This is a genomic window from Sphingomonas sp. Leaf339 (assembly GCF_001426195.1).
Taxonomy (GTDB): domain Bacteria; phylum Pseudomonadota; class Alphaproteobacteria; order Sphingomonadales; family Sphingomonadaceae; genus Sphingomonas.
Genome location: NZ_LMRS01000012.1, coordinates 595696 through 619052, shown reverse-complemented (window position 1 = coordinate 619052; position 23357 = coordinate 595696). Strand labels below are relative to the sequence as shown.

The window sequence follows — 23357 nt, the reverse complement described above, 5'->3', positions numbered from 1 at the left end:
GTCGTCGGCCCTTAGGGAAGTGCGCATGCGTGCACGACCGCCCTAAGGGCGGGTAAGTCGCAGGGTCAGGAGCGCCGCACGCATCATCGTGTCCCTCCCATGCCGCCGGGCCGGCCGTTTGTCCATCGGTGGCGATGGCGCTCGCGCACTTTTCCTTAACGGCGATGGGTTAGGTCGGGTTCGGCACCAATTTGCCGGAAGGAGCCGAATGCGCCAGATCGTCTATATCAGCAGCCTGTGCCAGAACGTCGTCGCCGACGTCCCGGCGATCCTGGCGACCGCGCGCCGCCGCAATGCCGGGCAATTGGTGACGGGCATGTTGTTCTTCGACGGCCGCCGGTTCCTCCACGCGATCGAGGGGGCGGCGGGGCCGGTGCAACAGACCTTCACCCGGATTCAGGGCGATCCCCGGCATCAGTCGATCCTGATCCTGTCCGATCGCGGGATCGAACGGCGCGAGTTCGGGGTGGAGGCGATGGCGTATCGCCCGCCGGCGGAATCCGATCTGCCGACGATCGCACGAATGGCGATCCTGTCGGCGCATGCGTCGCCGGCGGCGCGCGATACCTTCGATGCCTTCATGCGGATGCGCCGGGCAGCGTAGCCGATCTTCAGGACAGGCCCCACGGGATCGGATCGGGGACGACGCACCGACAAGAGACCAGAGATGCGACAGATCGTTTGCATCAGTACCCTGCACCGCGTCGCCGTGTTGGATATCGACGACCTGATGGTCGTATCGCAGCGTAACAATGCTCGGGTCAACGTCACCGGCCTGCTGTTCTTCGACGGCAAGCGTTTCCTTCAGGCGCTCGAGGGGAAGGAGGATGCGGTCGCGACGACCCTGGCGCGGATACGGCAGGATGAACGGCATCGAGCGGTCGTGATGCTGTCCGATCGGATCATCGCGGCAAGAGAGTTCGGCGCGTGGGCAATGGCTTATCGCCCGGCCGACGACGGGGGCGAAGCGATGACCCGGATCGACGCGCTGACCGCAAAGGCCGCGCCGTCGGTGCGTGCGACATTCGAGGGCTTTGCTCAGGTGCACCGCGCGGCCTGACACCGCGCGGCGATCCGTCATCTTACCGGGCGGCTTATTGGGCAGCGAAGGCGGCGTTGATCGTCAGATCGACCTTGTCCGACACGACGGGCACGGCCATGCCGAGACCGAAGTCGTTGCGGCTGATCGATCCGGTCGCGCGGAAGCCGAAGTTCAGCTTCTTGCTCATCGGGTTCGCGCCGGCACCGACGAAACTGGCCTGCAGCGTGACGGGCCTGGTCACGCCCTTGATCGTCAGGTTGCCGGTGATGACGGCGCGGTCGCCGGTGGCGCGCACGCTGGTCGATACGAAGCGGGCGGTGGGGTTGGCGGCGGCGTCGAAGAAGTCCTTCGACTTCAGATGCTCTGCAAAGCGCGGCGAGGTGGTCGACAGTTGATCGACCGCGAAGGTCACTTCGACCTTAGTATCGTTGGGCTTCGCCGGATCGATCGTGATCGAACCGCCCGAGGCGCCGAACTGACCCTGCAGCATCGAGAAGCCCATATGGTTGACCTGCCACGTCACCTGCGTGTGATTGGGGTCGACCGGATAGGTGCCGGCGGTGACAAGCGCCTTGTTGGGGGTGCCGGGCGTGCCGGTCTGGGCGAGAAGCGGAGCCGCGATCAGCATGGCGGCGGCGGCGAGGACGAGACGCATTGGAAAACTCCCTGTTGATTGCCGCGCAACGTGGCGGTCCGAACAGGCCGCGTCAAACGCCGAGGCGGCAACGGTGCGTTTCGCCGGGGTGTCGTCCGCCGATCTTTACTCCCCTACCTGTCACCCGGCGAACGCCGGGATGACAGCTAGGGGCGATTTCAGTGGGGAGAGGATGCGAACGGCCTGAACCGCCCGCATCCCGTCGCCCTTAGTTCTTGGCCTTGTCGACCAGCTTGTTGGCGCCGATCCAGGGCATCATCGCGCGCAGTTCGGCGCCGGTCTTCTCGATCGGATGCGCGGCGGCGAGGCTGCGGGCGGCCTTCAGTTCGGGCTGGCCGGCGCGGTTGTCGAGAACGAAGTTCTTCACGAAGCGGCCGCCCTGAATGTCGGCGAGCACGCGCTTCATTTCCTTCTTCGTCTCGTCGGTGATGATCCGCGGACCGGTAGTGATGTCGCCATATTCAGCGGTGTTCGAGATCGAATAACGCATGTTGGCGATGCCGCCTTCATACATCAGGTCGACGATCAGCTTCACTTCGTGCAGGCATTCAAAATACGCCATTTCCGGCGCATAGCCGGCCTCGGTCAGCGTCTCAAACCCGGCCTGGATCAAGTGGGTCAGGCCGCCGCAGAGCACGACCTGCTCGCCGAACAGGTCGGTCTCGCACTCTTCGCGGAAGTTCGTCTCGATGATGCCCGAACGACCGCCGCCGACGCCAGAGGCATAGGCGAGCGCAACGTCATGCGCGTTGCCGCTCGCGTCCTGATGGATCGCGATCAGGCATGGCACGCCGCCGCCCTTCACATACTCACCGCGCACGGTGTGGCCGGGGCCCTTGGGCGCGATCATGATGACGTCGATGTCTTTCGGCGGCTCGATCAGGCCGAAATGCACGTTCAGGCCGTGGGCGAAGGCGAGCGCGGCGCCGGGCTTCATGTTGCCCTTCAGGTCCGCATCCCAGATGCCGGCCTGATGCTCGTCGGGTGCCAGGATCATGAGGATGTCGGCCCAGCCGGCCGCTTCCTTGTTGGTCATGACGGTGAAGCCGGCACCCTCTGCCTTGGCGCGGGTCGCCGAGCCTTCGCGCAGCGCGATCGCGACATCCTTGACGCCCGAATCGCGCAGGTTCTGGGCATGGGCATGACCCTGCGAGCCATAGCCGATGATGGCGATCTTCTTGTCGGTGATCAGGTTAAGATCGGCGTCGCGATCGTAATAGACTTTCATGTTCTCGGTCCCTTTTAGGTCGTTCCCGCGCGCGGGCAATATTGAAAAATCAGGCCGCCTCGCGGCCGCGGGCGATGGCGACGATACCGGTGCGGGCGACCTCGACCAAGCCGACCTCGCCCATCAATTCGACGAACTTGTCGATCTTCTGGAATGAGCCGGTCACTTCGAACACGAAGCTGGACGTGGTCGCATCGACCACGCGGCCGCGATAGACCTCGGCCAGGCGCATTGCCTCGATCCGCTTCTCGCCGACGCCGGCCACCTTCACCAGCGCCAGTTCGCGTTCGACATGCTCGCCCTCGACGGTCAGATCGACGACCTTGTGGACGGGCACCAGCCGGTCGAGCTGCGCCATGATCTGTTCCATCACCGGCGGCGATGCGCTGGTGACGATGGTGATCCGGCTGACCCCCTTGTCGTGCGTGATCTCCGACACGGTCAGGCTCTCGATATTATAGCCGCGCGCGGTGAACAGGCCGGCGATACGGGCAAGGATGCCGGGTTCGTTGTCGACGATCACCGCCAGCGTATGGCGTTCGGCAAGTTCTGGTCTGATGTGCATTTCGATCTCTCTCCCCTCCCGCTGGCGGGAGGAGTCGGGGGAAGGCAGGTTGGTGAAAGCGACGTTTGCTCACAGTCCCAAACCCCTCCCGCAAGCGGGAGGGGGCCAGGAGGGTCAGACCAGCGCCTTGGCTTCGTCGTCCATTTCGCCGGACACTTCGTTGGCCTGCAGGATCATGTCGGTGTGCGCCGCACCCGACGGGATCATCGGGAAGCAGTTGGTCAGTTTCGATACCCGGCAATCGACCATCACCGGGCCGTCATAGGCCAGCATATCGGCGATGCCGGCATCGAGTTGGTCGCGGGTTTCGATACGAATACCCTTCCACCCATAAGCCTCGGCCAGCTTGACGAAATCGGGCAGCGATTCGCTGTAGCTCTCGGCGTAACGCGAGGAATAGGTCAGTTCCTGCCACTGGCGGACCATGCCCATATATTCGTTGTTCAGGATGAACACCTTGACCGGCAGGCGGTACTGGCCGGCGGTGGCCAGTTCCTGGATGTTCATCTGGATCGACGCTTCGCCGGCGATGTCGATGACCAGCGCATTAGGATTGGCGAGCTGCGCGCCGATCGCGGCGGGCAGGCCATATCCCATCGTACCCAGACCGCCCGATGTCAGCCATTTGTTGGGCAGTTCGAAGCCAAAATGCTGCGCCGCCCACATCTGGTGCTGGCCGACCTCGGTCGTGATGATCGGGTCGCGGGCGTGCGTGGCCTCCCACAGCGCACGGACGGCGCGTTGCGGCATGATGTCGGGGCCGATCTCCGGGAAATCGAGGCAGCGGACGGCGCGCCAGCCCTCGATCCGTCGCATCCAGTCGCCAAGATCAGGCTTCGGGTGGTGCCGCGCCTTCCAGACACGGACCATGTCCTCCAGCGCGTGACCGGCATCGGCGATCACGGCCAGGTCGACGCGAACGTTCTTGTTCACGCTCGACCGGTCGATATCGATATGAACTTTGCGGCTGTTCGGGCTGAACGCGTCGAGCCGGCCGGTGACGCGGTCGTCGAATCGGCTGCCGACGGCGATGACTAGATCGGCCTCGTTCATCGCCATGTTCGCCTCGTACGTACCGTGCATGCCGAGCATGCCGAGCCACAGCGGACCGCTGGCCGGATAGGCGCCGAGGCCCATCAGCGTCGACGTGACGGGCGCGCCGGTTAGCCGGACAAGCTCGCGCAATAACTGCGACGCGGCGGGGCCGGCATTGATGATGCCGCCGCCGGTGTAGAGCACGGGCCGTTCAGCGGCGGCGAGCATGTCGACCACCGTCTCGATCGCCTTGGGATCGGCTTTCACCTGTGGGCGATAGGTCTTGTGCTGGATCGGGCCGGGGCGAACATATTTCGCGGTCGCGACCTGAACGTCCTTGGGGATGTCGACGACGACGGGGCCGGGGCGGCCGGACGTGGCGATGTGGAACGCCTCATGGATCACCGCGCCCAGCTTGGCGGGGTCCTTCACCAGATAGTTGTGCTTGGTGCAGTGACGCGTGATGCCGACCGTGTCCGCTTCCTGGAACGCGTCCGTCCCGATCAGTGCGGTGGGCACCTGACCGGTGATGACGACTATCGGGATCGAATCGAGCAGCGCATCAGTGATGCCGGTGACGGCGTTGGTCGCACCGGGGCCAGAGGTGACGAGCACGACTCCGGGCCGGCCGGTGGAGCGGGCATAACCCTCCGCCGCGTGCGTCGCCGCCTGTTCGTGACGGACGAGGATGTGCTTGATCCGGCCCGAGCGGAACAGCGCGTCATAGATCGGCAGGACGGCGCCGCCGGGATAGCCGAATACGATCTCGACACCGAGATCGCACAGCGCCTCGACGAGGATGTCGGCTCCGCTTTGCTCGGTCATGGTGTCGCTCCGGTGGTGTGAAAGAAGTTGAGGGGGCGCTAGAGCGGTATCCGGTTAACGTCAACCCCTGTTAGGACAATAAAGCATCGATTGATGATGCTATTGAGTCATTTTGTTGCGCGATAAGCCATTCTGGAGATGGTTGATTGCGAAACCAGGTGAATTGCCGTTTGGCATAGCGACGCGTGTCCGATCGCAGTCGTTCCAGCGTAACCTCGTGGCTAGCGTGTCCGGCGAGATGATCGGCGATGGCGGCGACGCCGATCGCGCGGCGGACGGGAGCGTCGGGCGAGACGTCGTCGCGGGTCAGCAGGGCGGCGACTTCGGCGGGGGCGCCGCCGTCCAGCATGATGGCGGCGCGGGCATCAATAGCGGTGAAAAGATGCTCGCGCGGGGGCAGCAGGCGGATGGCGGCCAGGCGGATGCGGTGGCCGATGCCGCCGCTCAGCTGGCGTTGCCAATGGCCGATCGGATGGCCGGTGGCGCGGATCACCTCCAGCGCGCGGGCGACGCGAGTAGTGTCGGCGGGGGCGAGGCGGGCGGCGGCGGCGGGGTCTTCGATCGACAATTGGCGATGCGCCTCGGCGACCGGCAACGCGCGGACGGCGGCACGGATAGCGGGGTCGATGTCGGGGACGGGGGCGATGCCATCTAGCAAGGTGCGCAGATAGAGGCCGGTGCCGCCGACGAGCACCGGCAGGCGGCCGGCCGCATGGGCCGCGTCGATCTCTGCGGTGGCCTCGGCGGCCCAGCGGGCGGCGGAATAGCCGGTGTCGGCACCGTCGACATGGCCGAACAGGCGGTGCGGCGCTCGGGCTTCGTCCTCCACCGACGGGCGAGCGCTCAGGATGCGCAGGTCGCGATAGACCTGGCTGGCATCGGCATTGATGACGATGCCGCCATGCGCCTCGGCGACGGCGATCGCGGCGGCGGACTTGCCGCTGGCGGTCGGCCCTGCGATGAGCGCCACGCTTGGATGATCTGGAGTTACGATGTTCACGGCGACACTAATAGCAGCCAATGGCCTGCCGGTGGGAGAGGTCTCCGCCGCGATCGATCGACTGGCGGCGGCGGGTTGTGCGCCCGGTGCGGCGGTGTGGATCGATGCGGGCGAGGCGGTCGACCTGCCGTTCGAGCGTGATCCGGCGGCGGCGCGGACCGCGCTGGAGGGTCACGGTGTCGACGTGGTGGTGCAGGCGGTGGCGGCGCGGGCCAAGGCGCTACTGGTCGCCGACATGGATTCGACGATGATCACCGTCGAGTGCATCGACGAACTGGCCGATTATGCCGGGATCAAGGCCGAGGTTGCAGAGGTGACCGAGCGGGCGATGCGCGGCGAGCTGGATTTCGAGGGGGCGCTGGATGCGCGGGTGGCGCTGCTCGCCGGACTGGACGAAAGCGCGATCGACCGGTGTCTGGCCGAGCGGGTCATGATCATGCCGGGGGCCAAGGCGCTGGTGCGGACGATGCGCGCGCGCGGAGCGTTTGCGGTACTGGTGTCGGGCGGCTTCACACGTTTCGCCGAACCGGTGGCGGCGGAAATCGGGTTCGACCGGGCGATCGCCAACTGCCTGCTAATCGAGAACGGCCGGCTGACCGGCAAGGTTGCCAAGCCGATCGTCGGGGCCGCGACCAAGGAGGAGACGCTGCGCACCACCATGATCGATCGCGGGCTGGCGTCGGCGGAGACGCTGGCGGTGGGTGACGGTGCCAACGACCTGCCGATGATCCGGGCGGCCGGGCTGGGTGTGGCGTACCGGGCCAAGCCGATCGTCGCGGCGGCGGCGGCGGCGCGGATCGAATATGGCGACCTGACCGCGCTTTTATGGGCGCAAGGGATCGCGCGGCGGGACTGGGTGACGACTTAACCTGATCTTAGCGAGGGGCGTGCGACTCCGGGCCGAACGGTTCGGGAGTGAATACAGCTATGCGCGTTCTCGCACTGGCATCGCAGAAGGGCGGATCGGGCAAGACTACATTGTCCGGTCATCTGGCGGTGCAGGCCCAGCGATCGGGCCATGGTCCGGTCGTGTTGATCGACATCGATCCGCAAGGGTCGCTGGCCGACTGGTGGAACGAGCGCGAGGGTGAATATCCGGCGTTCGCGCAGACCACGGTCGCGCGGCTGCCCGGCGATCTGGAATTGCTGCGGCAACAGGGGTTCAAGCTGGCGGTGATCGATACGCCGCCGGCGATCACGATGGCGATCCAGAGCGTGATCCAGGTCGCCGAACTGGTCGTCGTGCCGACCCGGCCATCCCCCCATGATCTGCGGGCGGTGGGCGCGACGGTCGATCTGTGCGACCGGGCGGGCAAGCCGCTGATCTTTGTGGTCAACGCCGCCACGGCCAAGGCGCGGATCACCAGCGAGGCGGCGGTGGCGCTGTCGCAGCATGGCACCGTCGCCCCGGTGATGGTGCAGCAGCGCGTCGATTTCGCGGCATCGATGATCGACGGACGCACGGTGATGGAGTGCGATCCCAAGAGCAAATCCGCCGCCGAGATCACCGCGCTGTGGACCTATATCGCCGATCGGCTGGAGAAGAATTTCCGGCGGACGGTGTTCGCGTCCCCCTTTGCGGCGGCGGCGCCGGTGACGCGTACCGCCGCCAGTGGCTTCGGCCGTCGCGTGGTGGGTTGAGATGGCGATGCTGGGAACCAAGCCGCTCGCCTCGCTGAGTTCGGGGTTGCTGGCGCGCAAGGGTCAGGCGCGGCCGGCGATGCGGCCGCAGGGTTTTTCTGAGATGCCGCCGGCCGCGCCGCCGCTGGACGATCTGGGCTGGAACGACATGGGGACGGCGCCGGTACGGTCGATCGCGCCCGTCCAGGTCGCGTCGCCGGCAGTCCTGCCACCGGTGCTGGTGACACGGGAAGCGCTGCGGACGAAGGTGGAGGTGACGCCGGTGTCGCTGGCGACCGCGCAGGAGATCAGTCGCGAGAGCGCGACGATGACCGAGAAGGGCAAGGCGGCGTTCACACTGCGGCTCGATGGCGAGCGGCATCTGCGGCTGCGGCTGGCGAGCGCGGTGGCCAATCGGTCCGCGCAGGGTCTGGTCGCCGATGCGCTGGACATGTTTCTGGAAACCATGCCGATGGTCGAGGCGCTTGCGGTGCAGCTGCCCCTGCCAAAGCCATCGCCGGGGAAGACATCATGAAGATGCACCAATTCACCGCAGCGGCGCTGTCGGCGCTGGTGCTGGGCGGGACGATGGTGGGCTGCACCACGACCGGCGCCGGCGGTATCGCCTCGGCGGGATCGCGGACGATGCCGCATACCGAGGCGGCGGCCTGGGCGAAGCGGGCGACCAAGGCGATGGCGGCCCACGATCCGGCAGCGGTCGATTTCGCGGAGGCGGCGGTCGCGTCGTCGCCGGGGGAGGCGGATTATCGGCTGCTGCTGGGCCAGACGTACCTGCGGGCGGGTCGATTCGTCTCTGCGCGCGATGCCTTTCGCGATGTGTTGCTGTTGCAGCCGGCCAATGGGCGGGCGGCGCTGAACCTGACGTTGGCCGAGATCGCGACGGGCGACTGGGCGACGGCGCGACAGATACTGACGACGTATGAGCGGGACATCTCGCCGACCGATCGCGGGCTGGCGCTGGCGCTGGCGGGCGATCCGGCGGGGGCGGTGGCGCTGTTGACGCAGGCCGCGCGGCAACCGGGGGCGGATGCGAAGATGCGGCAGAACCTGGCGCTCAGTCTGGGGCTGGCGGGACAGTGGCCAATGGCGCGGGTGATCGCGGCGGCGGACCTGTCGCCGGCCGATCTGGATGACCGGATGCAGCAATGGATCGCCTTCGCGCAGCCCACGGCGGCGTCAGATCAGGTCGCGTCGCTGCTGGGCGTGCGGGCGGTGGCGGATGCGGGGCAGCCGGTGGCGCTGGCATTGGTGAAGCCGGCGACGACGGCGGTCGCGCTGGCCGCGGCGCCGGTGGCCGAGCCGGCCATCGCGACGGTGGCGGCGGTCAGGTTCGGGCCACGGCAGGAAGTGGTGCAGGATGTGCCGGCGGCGGTGCCGGCGCGACGGGTGGCGAAGGTAATCCGCCGGGCTGTGCCAGTCGCGGCGGCGCCGGTCGTGACGCCGCCGGAGACGCCGGTCGAGACGACGGTCGCGGTGCGCTTCGCGCCGCGCCAGGAGGTGGTACAGCCCTTGCCGGTCGCGGTGGCCGTTCGTGCGGGATGACGACCGGGTGCGCGGAAAGTTAGGCTAAGGTTACACCAAAAACGGCTGAATTGCGTGGGTTTGTCCTTGAGTGCAGCGAAGCGGGCAGATGCGTCGCGCGGTACGCTGGATTGCCTCATCCCGTTCGCAATGACGCGTGGCGATACCGGACATGAGAGAGAGCGTCAGCCCGCGATCATAGCCCGTCAGCGCCGTGTAGGACAGCGTCTATAGTTCGCGGCCGCCCTTCCACACGCGCAGGGCGCGGCCCTGCACGGGCAGGCCGTCGAAGGGGGTGTTGCCGGCCGAGGCGAAGGACTCGCCCTCGATCTGCCACGGCACGCGGTCGTCGAACAGCAGCAGGTCGGCGGGCCTGCCCTCGGTCAGGGTGCCCGACTCCAAACCCAGCACGCGCGCCGGATTGGCGGCGAGCAGCGCGAACAGGCGGTCGAGCGTGACGTGACCGTCGCGGACCAGCATCAATGACAGGGGCAACAGCGTCTCGGCCCCGGCCATGCCGGCGGCGGCGTCGGCGAAGGGTAAGCGCTTTTCCTCTGGCCCATGCGGATCGTGACCCGACGCGATGACGTCGATCGTGCCGTCGGCGATGCCGGCCAGGCAGGCGCGGCGGTCCGATTCGTCGCGGAGCGGCGGCGACAGATGGGCGAAGGTGCGGAAGTCGCTCATCGCGTTATCGGACAGGTGCAGATGCGCGGGCGTGATGCCGCAAGTGACGGCAACGCCGCGCCGCTTGGCCGCGCGGACCAGGTCGAGCGCGGCGGCGGTCGTGACCTGACGGATATGGACGCGGGCGCCGGTTTCCTCGGCGAGCAACAGGTCGCGGGCGACGGCCAGCGCCTCGGCGATGGCGGGGGCGGCGGCGAGGCCGAGCCGGGTCGCGGTCTCGCCCGCCGTGGCGACGGTGCCGGCGACGAGGCCGCCATCCTCGGCATGGGTGATGACCACCAGACCGAGGTCGTGGGCATAGGACAGGACGCGCGCCATGACCTGCGCATCGGCGATCCAGCCGCGACCGGTCGCGACGGCCCGTGCGCCGGCCGCCTGGCAGAAAGCCATCTCCGCCAGTTCCTTACCCGCCAGCGCACGGGTGGCGGCGACGAGGGGGTGTATCCACAGATCGGGCTTGCCGACGAGGGCGGCGCGCTGGACGATGCCGGGATCGTCCAGCACCGGCGACTGATCGGGCATCAGCGCGACGCGGACGATACCACCGCGCCGACATGCTTCGCGATCGACGCGGAACACGCCGCAATCAACGATGCCGGGGGCGAGCAGCTTGCCGCCGCAATCGACGATCGTCGCGTCGGCGGGCAGATCGACCGTCCCCACGGCGGTAATCACGCCGTCGCGGACCAGCAGCGTGCCGGGCGTGACGCTGTCCGGCAGGACCAGCCGCGCGTTGGTGAAGGCGATGGTCATGCCCAGCCCTCCACACCGCGATCGCGCCGGGTCAGCACATCCAGACAGGCCATACGGACCGCGACGCCCATCGCGACCTGTTCGGTGATCGCCGATTGCGGGCCGTCGGCGACGACCGAATCGATCTCGATGCCGCGGTTCATCGGGCCGGGGTGCATGACCAGCGCATCGGGTTTTGCGCGTTTCAGGCGTTCGGGCGTCAGGCCGTAGCGCAGGCGGAATTCGCGCGGCGAGGGGACGTAGCCGCCCTCCATCCGTTCGTTCTGGAGGCGGAGCATCATGACCACGTCGGCACCCTCCAGCGCGGCATCGAAATCGGTGAAGGGGGTGACGAACATCCGGTCGATCGCCGGCGGCATCAGCGTCGTCGGGGCGCAGACGCGGACCTCGGCGGCCAGCGCGGTCAGCGACAGGATGTTGGAGCGGGCAACGCGGCTGTGGAGCAGGTCGCCGCAGATCACCACGCGCTGGCCGGCGATGCTGCCACGGCGACGGCGGATGGTGAGCGCGTCGAGCAGCGCCTGGGTCGGGTGTTCGTGACGGCCATCGCCGGCATTCAGGACGGGACAGTCGACCTTGTCGGCGATCAGCTTCACCGCGCCCGAACTCATGTGGCGGATGACGAGGATGTCGGCGCGCATCGCGTTCAGCGTCTGGGCGGTGTCGATCAGCGTCTCGCCCTTCTTCACGCTCGATTGCGCGGCGTGCATGTTGACGACGTCGGCGCCCAGCCGCTTGCCGGCGATCTCGAACGAGAGAAGCGTGCGGGTGGAGTTTTCGAAGAAGGCGTTGATCTGGGTCAGGCCGGCGAGACGGGCGTCGCCCTTGGCATGGGTGCGGTTCGCCTCGACCCAGCGTTCCGCCTCGTCGAGCAGGAACGCGATCTCGTGAGGCTGAAGTCCCTCGATCCCGGTCAGGTGGCGGTGCGGGAAGACGGCGCCGCCGGCGATCATGGCGGCGGGGCGGTGATCGGATGCGGGCATGGAGCGCCGACTAACCGGGGGCGGGGGACCGCGCAAGGCATGGCCCCGCGGCTCGTGGCCTGGGGACGGGCCGCCGGTGTCTGTCAGGCGTGTTCGTCGAGGACGATGCCGGTCGGTGCCGAGGGCGTCTTGGTGCCTGTGCCGTCCTAGGGTCCGGTCGCGGTGAAATGATCGCGCAGATCGTCCAGCAGGCGGTCGGTGGCGGCCGGGGGCGAATCGCGTTTAGGGTCGGGTTGGTCTTCGCCTGAGCCGGTCGATGTATCGGTGGCCTCGATCTTGGCCGGACCTTCCTGAGACGTCGCCGGGGCGCTGCCGGTGGCGGCGTCGAACAGCTTTATCATTGCGGCGGCCTTGTCCGCGCTCATCGTGCCGGCGTTGACCTGACGCTGGAGCAGCCAGTCGAACTTGTATTTCAGGGTCGTCGGCGCGGCCTGCGCGGCGGTGCCGGCCGGTGCGCGGGTGTCGGAACGCTCGGGCGGCGCGAGGCTGGGTATCGGCGAAGGCGCGTCGGCGGGCGACGTCAGCATATCCATGATCGGCGTCCCCTGTCGGACTTATACGCCGTCAGCCTTGGCGAAGATATCCTGACGGACGGTTGCGAAACATGGTGTACCGCGCGCTTGCCGTGATTGGTGCCGTGACCGGTCAGATCGCGACGAGTGCGTCGATCGCGGCCTGTAGGATATGGGCGGCGGCGAGATTGTCGATGCGTTCGGCGCGCTTGGCGCGGCTCATGTCCTGTTCGATCATGAAGCGTTCGACCGCGACGGTGGACCAGCGTTCGTCCCACAACAGCACCGGTGCCAGATCCTCGACGTTGCGGGCGAAGGAGCGGGTGGATTGCGACCGCGCGCCTTCGCTGCCGTCGAGGTTGATCGGCAGGCCGAGGACGATGCCGCGGACGTGCTGTGCGGCGATCAGGTCGACCAGTTGCGCCTTGTCCTTGGCGAATTTGGTGCGGCGGATCAAGAGCGCGGGGCTGGCGAAGCTCCAACCGGCGTCGCACAGCGCGGTGCCGATCGTCTTGGTGCCGAGATCGAGGCCGATCAGTCGGCCACCGTCGGGCAGGGCATCGCGAAAAACGGCGCGGTCGGCGGTTATCACGGCCTGACGGTCACGGCTTGAACGCGGCGAGGCGGCGGTTCGCATCGGCGCGGACGTTGGCCCAGAACAGGCTGTAGTCGTACACGTGATAATTGTTGCCGGGCAGCACATATGGGCCGACCGCCGGCCCCTCGCCGATCAACAGGAACCCGCGCTCATCGCAGCGGGCGGGTACCTTGCCGGCGGTGATGGCGGCGGTGGCAAGGTCGGCGGCGGGGTAGAGCGTGCCGAGGTTCGCGGTAGCGGGCGCGGTGGCGCCGGGCGTGCCGATCAGCGGGTTGGTGCAGACCATCGGCGTGCCGCGCCGGGGCTGGCCATCGAAGCCGGTCGTCTTGTCATAGGTGTCGACGATCAGCGAGGGATCGGCGGGCTCCGCGAACGTCTGCCACGACAGGATGCAGCGCGCCTGATCGGCGGTCGCACAGTCGGGAAGGCCGAGGCGGGGAAGATCGGTGGTGCGCGAGATCGGCCAACCGACGACATAGGCGGCGACGACGCGGCGCAGAAGCTTCGGGTCGCTGGCGATCCGGTCACGCAGCAGGTGCGTCAGGTGGAGCGCGCCCTGGCTGTGGCCGGCGAGGATGATCGGGCGGCGCGGGCCGATCTGGGTCAGGAAGCTGTCGAACGCCGTCGCCACGTCGCCATAAGCGAGGTTGAGCGCGCGTTCGGCGTCGGCGGCGCTGGTCAGGAACGCGCCGAACGTGGCCTGGCGATAGCGCGGTGCCCAGATCTCGCCCGCCTCGTTGAAGGCGCTGGCCTGGCCGCGCAGAAACAGCGCGGCGCGATCGTTGGTCTCGGCATCGTCGATCGGCGCGTTCCAGTGATCGCGGCTGACATAGGAGGTCGGGTGGATGAAGAAGACCGCGGCGCCGCCGGGCCTGGCGCGCGGGCTGTAGCCCTCTGGTGTCCAGAGCGCGGGATTGCCGGGCAGGTCGGGGCGGGCCAGCCACATCGCCTTGTCGTCATAGGCATTGCGCGCGACATCGGGCTGAGCGCGGAATTCCTCGCCCGGGACCAGTGACATGCGGATCAGGTCGTTGCCGAAGAAGCGATAGGCGAACGCACCGGCCAGGACGAGCACGATCAGTCCGGCGATGATGTAGAGAAACTTGCGCGCCACTCGCTCACTCCGTGGGTGGTGGGGACCGCCCGTGCCCCAGAGTGGCCGTTCATGCAATCGGGGGCGGATAAACCGTTGCACGGGGGCAAGCACGGATGCTAGCCGCGCTGTCATGTCCGTCGACACCAACACCGTCAAGAAGATCGCCAGCCTCGCCCGGCTCGCGATCACCGAGGAGGATGCGAGCAGGCTCGCGCCCGAACTCGGCAACATCCTCCATTGGATCGAACAGCTCGAACAGGTCGATACCACCGGTATCGAACCGATGACGGCCGTGATCCCCAACCATCTGCGGCTGCGCGATGATGTCGTGAACGACGGTGGTATCCGCGACGCGCTGATGCAGAACGCGCCGCAGGGTGAACATGGATTCTTCACGGTGCCAAAGGTGATCGAATGAGCGACGTGACCGATCTGGGCATCGCCGGCCTGCGCGATGGTTTCCGCAGCGGTGAGTTTTCCGCGCGTGACGTGGCAGAGGCGTTCAATGCCCGCGTCGATGCGGCCGATGCGCTGAACGCGTTTCTGGTGAAGACGCCCGACCATGCCCTGGCCGCCGCCGATGCCGCCGATGCGGCGCGCGCGGCGGGGGAAGCGGCCAAGCCGCTGGCCGGCGTGCCGATCGGCATGAAGGACCTGTTCTGCACCAAAGGCGTGGCGACAACGGCGGCCAGCCATATCCTGGAAGGCTTCGTGCCGCCGTACGAGTCCTCCGTCTCGCAGAATCTGTGGGATGCGGGCGCGGGGATGCTCGGCAAGCTGAACATGGACCAGTTCGCGATGGGGTCGTCGAACGAGACGTCCGCGTTCGGCAACGTGATTTCGCCGTGGCGGCGCAAGGATGGCGGCAATGCGCCGCTGGCACCCGGTGGTTCGTCGGGCGGGTCGTCGTCGGCGGTCGCAGCGCGACTGTGTCCGGGGGCGACGGGGACGGATACCGGCGGCTCGATCCGCCAGCCGGCGGCGTTCACGGGCATCAGCGGCATCAAGCCGACCTATGGCCGCTGTTCGCGCTGGGGCACGATCGCGTTCGCCTCGTCGCTCGATCAGGCGGGGCCGATGGCGCGCGACGTGCGCGACTGTGCGATCATGCTGGAGGCGATGGCGGGTTTCGACGTGCGCGATGCGACGTCGTTGCAGCTCGACGTGCCGCAGTGGGAAGCGGGGCTCTCCGCCGACCTGAAGGGCAAGCGGATCGGCATTCCGAAGGAGTACCGGGTCGATGGTATGCCGGCCGAGATCGAGACGCTGTGGCAGCAGGGCATCGACTGGCTGCGCGATGCGGGGGCCGAGATCGTCGAGGTCTCGTTGCCGCACACGAAGTATGCGCTGCCGGCGTATTACATCATCGCGCCGGCGGAGGCGTCGTCCAACCTCGCGCGGTATGACGGCGTGCGATACGGGCTGCGCGACCTGCCCGAGGGGGCGGGGCTGCAGGACATGTATGCCGCGACGCGCGCCGATGGGTTCGGCGACGAGGTGAAGCGGCGGATCATGATCGGCACCTATGTGCTGTCGGCCGGTTTCTACGACGCCTATTATACGCAGGCGCAGAAGGTGCGGACGCTGATCGCGCGCGATTTCGAGCGGGCGTGGGAAGCGTGCGACCTGTTGCTGGCGCCGACCGCGCCGTCGGCGGCGTTCGCGCTGGGCGAGAAGTCGGCCGATCCGATCGCGATGTATCTGAACGACGTCTTCACGGTGCCGTCGTCGCTGGCGGGCCTGCCGGCGATGAGCGTGCCGGGCGGGCTGGATTCGGCTGGTCTGCCGCTGGGATTGCAGATCATCGGCAAGCCGCTGGACGAACAGGTCGTGCTGAACGCCGGCCTGGCGATCGAGCAGCGTGCCGGCTTCGTCGCCCGGCCCGAGGCGTGGTGGTAGGCCGGGGTACGCCACGATGAGCGATGGTCCGTCCGCCCCGGGTTCGGCGCGGCGACCCAAGGTGCATGTGCATCTGTCGTACGGGCAGAGCGTCGCCCGGTTCGCCGAACTGTTCGCGGAAGGACAGCAGCCGGAGCGGACGCCGTACGGGTTCCATCACGCCGAGGAATGCGGGTTCGACGTCAGCTTTTCGGAAGACGACAAGCGTGACGGTGGCCGCAAGATCGCACGGTGGACGTTGCGGCGGTTTTCGCTCGACGTGCCGCACGCGTTCTTCAACCGGCGCCGGATGGCCGCGGCCGACATCATCTGGACGATGAGCGAGTGGGACGCGATGTCGGCCAGGTTGCTGATGGAGTTGGGGATCGTGCCGAAGCGGCCGATCATCGGCACGGCGATCTGGGTCTTCGACTGGTGGGATGGCCTGTCGGCGCATCGTCGCTTCGTCTACGAGCCATTGCTGAAGCGACTGGACCTGTTGCTGACGCATACGCAGGCGTGCCTGAACAAGGCGCGTGCGACGCTGCCGGCGGTGCGGACGAAACTGATGCATTTCGGAATCGCGACGGATACATTCCAGCCGGTGCCGGAGGACGTGGCGGGGCGGCGGGTGATCCGCATCGTCGCGGCGGGCAACGATATGACCCGCGACTGGCAGGTGCTGCTCGACGCGTTCGGGAACGATCCGGATTATGAACTGGTCATCATCAACCGTGAGTTGAGCGACGACCTGTTGGCGAAATACACCAACCTGACGATCCCGCGCGAACCGCCGATGCCGGAGTTTCGGCGGCTATATGCCGGCGCGACCTACATCGCCATACCGATGCGGGATAACATCTATTCGGGTACGACTGTCGCATTGGAGGCAATGGCGATGGGGGTGCCGGTCATTTCCACGCGGGCAGGCGGATCTCCGACCTATTTGAATGATGATGAAGCGTTGTTCGTGCCGCCGGGTGACGCCGCGGCGTGGCGCGCGGCGGCGAAATCGCAGACGCCGGACGAGCGGCAGGCGATGGCGCGGCGGGCGAATGCGCGATTCCTGCGCGACGATTATTCGACACTCGGCATGATGCGGCGATATACCGAATTTTCCGCGCCGTTGATCGGGCGCCGGGCGAAAGATGGACGAATCGATGACTGAGCACGCGTACAGGATTCAGGGCGCCACCGGTGAGTGGGAGGTCGTCATCGGCCTGGAAGTCCATGCCCAGGTGACGTCCGACGCCAAGCTGTTCTCCGGCGCGGCGGCGACGTTCGGGGCGGAGCCGAATACGCAGGTGTCGCTGGTCGATGCGGCGATGCCCGGGATGCTGCCGGTGCCGAACCGCGAGTGCATCCGGCAGGCGGTGCGCACCGGTATGGCGATCGATGCGCAGATCAACAGATGGTCGCGGTTCGATCGCAAGAATTATTTCTATGCCGATCTGCCGCAGGGGTACCAGATCAGCCAGCTCTATCATCCGCTGGTGGGTGAGGGCGCGATCGAGATCAGCCTGGACGACAAGAATCCCGATGCCGCCGGCAAGACGATCGGCGTCGAGCGCATCCATGTCGAACAGGATGCCGGCAAGCTGATGCACGACCAGCATCCGACGCGCTCCTATGTCGACCTGAACCGCTCGGGCGTCGCGCTGATGGAGATCGTCAGCCGGCCGGACATGCGATCGCCGGCCGAGGCGGGCGCGTATCTGAGCAAGCTGCGGTCGATCCTGCGTTATGTCGGCAGTTGCGACGGCAATATGGATCAGGGGTCGATGCGTGCCGACGTGAACGTCAGTGTGCGCAAACCCGGCGATGAACTGGGCACGCGGACCGAGACGAAGAACGTCAATTCGGTGCGCTTCGTGATGGCGGTGGTCGAGCAGGAGGCCAAGCGTCAGGTCGAGGTGATCGAGGCAGGCGGCAAGATCGCGCAGGAAACGCGGCTTTACGATCCCGATCGCAACGAAACGCGGTCGATGCGGTCAAAGGAAGACGCGCACGATTACCGCTATTTCCCCGATCCCGATCTGCTGCCGCTGGAACTGGACGACGCGTTTCTGGACGAATGCCGGGCGAGCCTGCCCGAACTGCCCGACAGCAAGCGCGCACGGTACGAGGCGGCGGGGATCACGCGTTACAATGCGGCGGTGCTGACCGCGGACGTCGATACGGCACGCTGGTTCGATGCGTTGCTGGACGCGGGCGCCAGTGCGGTACCGGCGGCGAACTGGGTGACGTCGGAATTGTTCGGCGCGCTCAACCGCCTGGGCAAGGATATCGCCGCGTCGCCGGTGTCGCCGACGCAGGCGGCCGAATTGCTGGCGCTGGTCGCGGATGGCACGCTGTCGGGTAGCCTTGCCAAGCAGGTGTTCGAGGTGATGCTGGAGACGGGCGACGCGCCCGGCAAGATCGTCGAGGATCGCGGGTTGAAACAGACCAGCGACACCGGCGCGATTGAGGCGGTAATCGCGGACGTGATGGAGAAGAACCCCAACCAGCTGGCGCAGTATCGCGGCGGTAAGGAGGCGCTGTTCGGCTTCTTCGTCGGTCAGACGATGAAGGCCATGGGCGGCAAGGCCAATCCGGGCGTGGTCAACGAGTTGCTGAAGAAGGCGCTGGGATAACCCGTGTTTCCCCGCGGCGATTTTGGCGACGGCCACATGGGTTGGGTTACGCGTTCTTAACCAGCCAAACGTACATCGGCGGTGATGACCGTTGCCGTTGTTCCCGCTGCGAAAATACTGATTCCGGTGCAGGGGGCGATGGCGATCGTCGCCCTTGTCGTGGCGACGATGTGGCCGCCGGTTTCGGGCGATATGCTGCTCATCCCGATTGGTGGTGCCGACGCCAATCGGGTTGCGCGGAAAGCCGTGGCGGGGGGTGCCGCGTTGCTCGGCGCCGGGCCGTTCCGGGGATCGATGGTCGTGACCGGCGATCGGGCCCGGATCGAGCATGAGATCGGATCATGGGATATCGTCGTCCTGGCGGCCCCGCCGGCAGGTTGCCGCACGGGCCGTGCGCCGCGGGTGCTGGCATGAGCCATGCGGACGCCATGGCGATCGGCGGCGAGCCTGACATTGCCGCACCCCCGACATTGAACGCCCTCGATCGGCTTCGTCGGCGCGGTGTGCAGACTTGGGCGCTGATCGGCTGGATATCGTTCGCGCTGCTGCTGTTCGGTAATGCGATGCTTGGGGGAGGCGTCACCGCACCGCTGGTTGTCGTTGGGGTGCTCATCAACATCGGGCCGACGTTCATGGCCGTCAGGGGGCGGTACGATGCCGAGGCACGGACCCTGATGGGTTCGCTGGCCGCGGTGATCCCGGCCATGCTGGTGTTCCTGCTGAACGGGCATCCGTGGCAGATGGACGCGCACATGTGTTTTTTCGTCGGGATGGCGGCGCTGGTCATGCTGGCCGACTGGCGGCCAATCCTGCTGGCGACCGTGCTGACCGCGATCCATCACCTGTCGCTGGAATGGCTGGCGCCGGAATGGGTGTTCACCGGCAGCGGCAATCTGGGCCGGGTGTTCTTTCATGTCGTGGCGGTGGGATTGCAGTTTGGCGCGTTGACGGTGGTGTCGGTGCAGCTCGAGCGGCTGTTTCTGTCGCAGCAGGCGGCGTTGCAGCAGGCGCGAGACCTGACCGATATTGCCGAGGAGCAGGAGCGTCGCACCAAAGACGCGCTGCGGCAGGCGCATGACGCGGAGGTCGAGGCCGCGACGGAGCGGAGCCGGCGTCAGCAGCAGGCGGCCCGGACGGCGGCGGAGCGACGCGGCGAGCTCGTCTCCCTCGCCCATGAATTCAATCGATCGGTGACGTCGGTGGTGAAGACGATCGGCCAGGCCACTCGGCAGCTGGAACATACCGCCGTCAAGCTGGAGGATGTCAGCAGCGCTGCCACACAGGAAGCGGTCGAGGTCGCGACCGGTGCGACCAGCGCCGCGTCGGAGATCGCGCAGGTGGCGGCATCGATCCGTGTCCTGTCCGGATCGATCCGGACGATCGCGGTGACCGCCGGCAGCCAGTCCGAACTGACCGACCTGGCAAGAGGCGAAGCGGAGCGAAGCGTGCAGACGGTCGCGATGCTGGAGGAACATGCGGTCCAGATCGAGGGGTTCCTGGATGATATCCGGGATATCGCGAGCAAGACGAACCTGCTGGCGCTGAACGCGACGATCGAGGCGGCGCGGGCGGGCGATGCCGGTCGTGGCTTCGCCGTCGTCGCCGGCGAGGTCAAGTCGCTGTCGGCGGATACGAAGCGGGCGAGCGACCGCATCCGCACGCTGATCGTCGGCATCCGCGACGGGGTGGCGGATACCGGCCAGAAGCTGCGCAGCGTCAACGAGGCGATCGGCAAGGTCTCGGCAGCGGCATCGGGCATCGCCGCCACGGTCGCCGAACAGCGGTCGTCGGCAGACGAGGTGGATGCGGGCGCAGGCAGGGCGGTGGGAACGGCCGACGATATCGAAAGCCGCATCGCCGGCGTCGCCACGACGATCGGCGCGGCATCTTCGCTGTCGGCGTCGGTGCGGAGCAATGCGGGCGATCTGGCGATCAGTGCGCAGGATCTGCGTGCATCGACCGACCTGTTCGTATCGTTCCTGCAGGCGGAGGAGACGTTCGCGGCATAGATGGGCCGGCGACGGACCGATGCCGCTTTGCGCTGGCAAGGCGCGGCGTGGATGGGCTATCCGGCCGGGCATGAAGCATGCGCTCCCCGTCACCCGTGAAGCGGATTTCTCCGCCTGGTATCAATCCGTCATCGCCGAGGCCGATCTGGCCGAGGAATCCGGCGTGCGTGGCTGCATGGTCATCCGGCCATGGGGGTACGGCATCTGGGAGCGTATCCAGCGGCTGCTCGACGACCGGATCAAGGCTACGGGGCATGAGAATTGCTATTTCCCGCTTTTCATCCCGCTGTCGTACTTCGAAAAGGAGGCCGAGCATGTCGAGGGATTCGCCAAGGAGATGGCGGTCGTCACGCATCACCGGCTGATCGGTGACGGCAAGGGTGGGCTGACGCCTGATCCCGCCGCGAAGCTGGAGGAGCCGCTGGTCGTGCGGCCAACGAGCGAGATGGTGATCGGCAGCGCCTTTGCCCGCTGGATCCAGTCGTGGCGCGATTTGCCGGTGCTCATCAACCAATGGGCCAATGTCGTCCGCTGGGAAATGCGGACGCGGATGTTCCTGCGCACCAGTGAGTTCCTGTGGCAGGAGGGGCATACCGCGCACGCCAGCGCCGACGAGGCGCGCGAGGAGACGCTGCGGATGCTGGAGGTGTACCGCGAGTTCTCAGAAACCTGTCTGGCGGTGCACGTCGTGACGGGCGAGAAGCCGGAGAACGAGCGCTTTCCGGGGGCCGTCGCGACCTATTCGATCGAGGCGATGATGCAGGATGGCAAGGCGTTGCAGGCCGGCACCAGCCATTTCCTGGGCACCAACTTCGCCTCTGCGCAGAACATCCGGTTCCAGAATACGAGCGGCGAGTTCGAGCTGGCGAACACCACCAGTTGGGGCGTATCGACGCGGATGATCGGCGCGGTCATCATGGTGCATGGCGACGACGATGGCCTGCGCGTGCCGCCGGCGATCGCGCCGTGGCAGGTGGTGATCGTACCGATGCTGCGCGACCAGCCTGAAGATGACGCGATCGTGGCGTATTGCCGTGATCTGCAAAAGGAACTGGCGGGCCTGTCCACGCTGGGCGAGCCGGTGCGGGCATTGCTCGACCTGAAGCCGGCCAAGGTGGCCACCAAACGCTGGGGCTGGGTGAAGAAGGGCGCGCCGGTGGTGATCGAGGTCGGCGGCCGTGATGTCGCCGGCGGCAACGTGTCGGTGATCCGTCGTGATCGCCTGTACCGCGAGGACGGCAAGCTGAATTCGGCGGTGATGCCGCGCGGCGAGCTGATCGATACGTTGTCCGTCATGCTGGCCGAGATGCAGGGCGGCTTGCTGGCCCAATCGACCGAGGCACTGCGGGCGCAGGTCGCGCCGGTGGACGATTGGTCGGCGGTCGAGTCGCATTTCGCCGAGGGTCGCCGGAACCCCGGCTGGCTTGACGTGCGCTGGTCGAAGCCGACGGGGGCGACACTGGACAAGGTGGTGGAGCGGTTGAAGGCCTTGAAGCTGACGATCCGCAACGCGCCGCTGGGGCAGACCGGCTGCGATGACGGCCCGTGCATCTTCACCGGCGAGCCGGCGGTGGAGCGCGTGTTGATCGGGCGGGCTTACTGATCGCATGGCCGTGCCGCCGAAACCGCACGACGATCGGCACGCGGTGACGCCGGGCCGATTGGCGGCACGGGCGGCGATCGTGGCGGCGCGGCCGCGATTCTTTCGGGCGGGGCGGCTGGGGCCGTTCGTCACGCTGGCGATCCGCGCGGCGGCGGTGCTGGTGTTGATCGGGATCGCGCTGGGCGGGCACTGGCTGGAACGGGACGGGCTGCGCGACAATACCGATGGCGCGATCTCGTTTCTGGACGTCGTGTACTTCACGGTCATCACCGTCACCACGGTCGGGTACGGCGATATCGTACCGGTATCGGACGCGGCGCGGATGTTCGACACGTTCGTGGTCACGCCGATCCGCATCTTCGTGTTCCTCATCTTTCTGGGGAGCGCATACAGTTTCATGCTGCGGCAGGGTTGGGAACGGTGGCGGATGGACCTGATACGACGGGAATTGACGGGGCATGTGATCGTCTGCGGCTATGGCAAGTCGGGCACGGCGGCGGTCGCGGAACTGCTGGAACGCGGGCATGACCCGCGCAGTATCGTCGTGGTGGATGAACGCGGCGAACGATTGCGGCTGGCGGAGGAGCTGGGCGTCGCGACCGTTGAGGGCGACGCGACCCACAACCGCGTGCTGTCGATCGCCAAGGTGGAGGCCGCATCACAGGTGATCGTGTCGCCGGGACGCGACGATACCGCCGTGCTGATCGTCCTGACCATTCGCCGGCTGGCGCCCCATGCCGTGATCGCGGTCGCGATCGCCGCGATCGAGAACGAACTGCTCGCGCGCGACGCCGGCGCGACGATCATCGTCAACCCGGTCAGCTTCGGTGGGCAATTGCTGGCGCAATGCACGGCCGGGCGGCACATCGCCGATTACGTCGCCGATCTGGTGACGCGTGGCGGCCGGGTCGAACTGCGCGAACGGCTGGTGACGGCGGCCGAGGTCGGGCGGTCGCCGCGCGAAATCGAGGGCGGGCAGGTGTTGCGTCTTTATCGCGGCGATCAGGTGCTCGGCCTTTGGGATGCGGCGGCAGGGCGGCTGGAAGCGGGCGATTCGTTGATCGAGGTTGTCCCGGCGCCGACGTGATGGCGG

General features: G+C 67.1%; 24 protein-coding genes. 14 read left to right on the top strand and 10 right to left on the bottom strand.

The genetic code is table 11. The features are described from left to right. Positions 1–208: 208 nt before the first annotated feature. Together ASG67_RS09645 and ASG67_RS09640 are read left to right on the top strand one after the other, a co-directional pair. Entirely contained in the window at positions 209–604 is a 396-nt protein-coding gene (locus ASG67_RS09645) for a BLUF domain-containing protein (RefSeq protein WP_056528861.1), read from the top strand. 63 nt (positions 605–667) lie between these two features. Further along, on the top strand, positions 668–1060 hold the full coding sequence (locus tag ASG67_RS09640; protein WP_056528858.1) for a BLUF domain-containing protein: 393 nt from the start codon (positions 668–670) through the stop codon (positions 1058–1060). A 34-nt stretch (positions 1061–1094) separates the two neighbouring features. On the opposite strand, the gene ASG67_RS09635 is transcribed toward ASG67_RS09640, so the two are convergent. The 5 genes from ASG67_RS09635 to miaA all read right to left on the bottom strand — a co-directional run bounded on the left by ASG67_RS09635 (position 1095) and on the right by miaA (position 6320). Then, positions 1095–1697 carry a YceI family protein gene (locus ASG67_RS09635; protein ID WP_056528855.1) on the bottom strand — a complete coding sequence of 201 codons (603 nt, stop codon included), beginning with the start codon at positions 1695–1697 and terminating at the stop codon, positions 1095–1097. Between the two features lie 208 nt (positions 1698–1905). Then, on the bottom strand, positions 1906–2925 hold the full coding sequence (gene ilvC, locus ASG67_RS09630; RefSeq protein ID WP_056528852.1) for a ketol-acid reductoisomerase: 1020 nt from the start codon (positions 2923–2925) through the stop codon (positions 1906–1908). Between the two features lie 49 nt (positions 2926–2974). After that, positions 2975–3490: an acetolactate synthase small subunit gene (gene ilvN, locus ASG67_RS09625; RefSeq protein WP_056528848.1), complete on the bottom strand. Its 516-nt coding sequence runs from the start codon at positions 3488–3490 to the stop codon at positions 2975–2977. Between the two features lie 114 nt (positions 3491–3604). Then, complete coding sequence (locus ASG67_RS09620) at positions 3605–5350, bottom strand: acetolactate synthase 3 large subunit (RefSeq protein WP_056528845.1); 1746 nt, start codon at positions 5348–5350, stop codon at positions 3605–3607. 70 nt (positions 5351–5420) lie between these two features. Continuing rightward, entirely contained in the window at positions 5421–6320 is a 900-nt protein-coding gene (miaA, locus tag ASG67_RS09615; protein WP_235535135.1) for a tRNA (adenosine(37)-N6)-dimethylallyltransferase MiaA, read from the bottom strand. 22 nt (positions 6321–6342) lie between these two features. Between miaA and serB the strand changes: the two genes are divergently transcribed. From serB to ASG67_RS09595, 4 genes are read left to right on the top strand one after another with little or no spacing between them, the layout of a single operon-like run. After that, the gene (serB, locus tag ASG67_RS09610) at positions 6343–7218 is read left to right on the top strand and encodes a phosphoserine phosphatase SerB (RefSeq protein ID WP_056528842.1); all 876 of its coding nucleotides are present in this window, start codon (positions 6343–6345) and stop codon (positions 7216–7218) included. A 59-nt stretch (positions 7219–7277) separates the two neighbouring features. Further along, a complete protein-coding gene (locus ASG67_RS09605) occupies positions 7278–7991 on the top strand; it encodes a ParA family protein (RefSeq protein WP_056528839.1) in 714 nt (237 codons plus the stop codon). 1 nt (position 7992) lies between these two features. Beyond that, complete coding sequence (locus ASG67_RS09600; RefSeq protein ID WP_056528834.1) at positions 7993–8505, top strand: hypothetical protein; 513 nt, start codon at positions 7993–7995, stop codon at positions 8503–8505. Continuing rightward, positions 8502–9533, top strand: a complete 1032-nt coding sequence (locus ASG67_RS09595) for a tetratricopeptide repeat protein (protein ID WP_056528830.1) — start codon at positions 8502–8504, stop codon at positions 9531–9533. The genes ASG67_RS09600 and ASG67_RS09595 overlap by 4 nt, the downstream gene beginning before the upstream one ends. Positions 9534–9740: 207 nt before the next feature. Here the strand turns inward: ASG67_RS09595 and ASG67_RS09590 are convergent, their stop codons facing one another. From ASG67_RS09590 to ASG67_RS09570, 5 genes are all read right to left on the bottom strand, one after another. Continuing rightward, entirely contained in the window at positions 9741–10952 is a 1212-nt protein-coding gene (locus ASG67_RS09590) for a dihydroorotase (protein ID WP_056528827.1), read from the bottom strand. Beyond that, positions 10949–11935, bottom strand: a complete 987-nt coding sequence (locus tag ASG67_RS09585) for an aspartate carbamoyltransferase catalytic subunit (protein WP_056528825.1) — start codon at positions 11933–11935, stop codon at positions 10949–10951. The genes ASG67_RS09590 and ASG67_RS09585 overlap by 4 nt, the downstream gene beginning before the upstream one ends. Positions 11936–12081: 146 nt before the next feature. Beyond that, complete coding sequence (locus ASG67_RS09580) at positions 12082–12468, bottom strand: hypothetical protein (protein ID WP_056528822.1); 387 nt, start codon at positions 12466–12468, stop codon at positions 12082–12084. Positions 12469–12580: 112 nt separating this feature from the next. Continuing rightward, positions 12581–13039 carry a Holliday junction resolvase RuvX gene (ruvX, locus tag ASG67_RS09575; protein ID WP_056529245.1) on the bottom strand — a complete coding sequence of 153 codons (459 nt, stop codon included), beginning with the start codon at positions 13037–13039 and terminating at the stop codon, positions 12581–12583. A 10-nt stretch (positions 13040–13049) separates the two neighbouring features. Continuing rightward, positions 13050–14159 carry a DUF3089 domain-containing protein gene (locus ASG67_RS09570; protein WP_056528819.1) on the bottom strand — a complete coding sequence of 370 codons (1110 nt, stop codon included), beginning with the start codon at positions 14157–14159 and terminating at the stop codon, positions 13050–13052. A 112-nt stretch (positions 14160–14271) separates the two neighbouring features. On the opposite strand from ASG67_RS09570, the gene gatC reads away from it, so the two are divergent. From gatC to ASG67_RS09530, 8 genes are all read left to right on the top strand, one after another. Then, entirely contained in the window at positions 14272–14559 is a 288-nt protein-coding gene (gene gatC, locus ASG67_RS09565; protein WP_056528816.1) for an Asp-tRNA(Asn)/Glu-tRNA(Gln) amidotransferase subunit GatC, read from the top strand. Next, positions 14556–16040: an Asp-tRNA(Asn)/Glu-tRNA(Gln) amidotransferase subunit GatA gene (gene gatA / locus ASG67_RS09560; RefSeq protein ID WP_056528813.1), complete on the top strand. Its 1485-nt coding sequence runs from the start codon at positions 14556–14558 to the stop codon at positions 16038–16040. Before gatC ends, gatA begins: the two co-directional genes overlap by 4 nt. Before the next feature lie 16 nt (positions 16041–16056). Further along, on the top strand, positions 16057–17187 hold the full coding sequence (locus ASG67_RS09555) for a glycosyltransferase (RefSeq protein WP_056528809.1): 1131 nt from the start codon (positions 16057–16059) through the stop codon (positions 17185–17187). Next, positions 17180–18652 (top strand): Asp-tRNA(Asn)/Glu-tRNA(Gln) amidotransferase subunit GatB, encoded by a 1473-nt coding sequence (gene gatB / locus ASG67_RS09550; RefSeq protein WP_056529242.1) that lies wholly within the window; start codon positions 17180–17182, stop codon positions 18650–18652. The genes ASG67_RS09555 and gatB overlap by 8 nt, the downstream gene beginning before the upstream one ends. 84 nt (positions 18653–18736) lie before the next feature. Beyond that, positions 18737–19066, top strand: a complete 330-nt coding sequence (locus ASG67_RS09545) for a hypothetical protein (RefSeq protein ID WP_056528807.1) — start codon at positions 18737–18739, stop codon at positions 19064–19066. Then, positions 19063–20661: a methyl-accepting chemotaxis protein gene (locus tag ASG67_RS09540; protein WP_056528804.1), complete on the top strand. Its 1599-nt coding sequence runs from the start codon at positions 19063–19065 to the stop codon at positions 20659–20661. The genes ASG67_RS09545 and ASG67_RS09540 overlap by 4 nt, the downstream gene beginning before the upstream one ends. Before the next feature lie 70 nt (positions 20662–20731). Beyond that, the gene (locus tag ASG67_RS09535; protein ID WP_056528801.1) at positions 20732–22264 is read left to right on the top strand and encodes an aminoacyl--tRNA ligase-related protein; all 1533 of its coding nucleotides are present in this window, start codon (positions 20732–20734) and stop codon (positions 22262–22264) included. A 4-nt stretch (positions 22265–22268) separates the two neighbouring features. Further along, on the top strand, positions 22269–23351 hold the full coding sequence (locus ASG67_RS09530) for a potassium channel family protein (protein ID WP_082543406.1): 1083 nt from the start codon (positions 22269–22271) through the stop codon (positions 23349–23351). Positions 23352–23357: the final 6 nt, after the last annotated feature.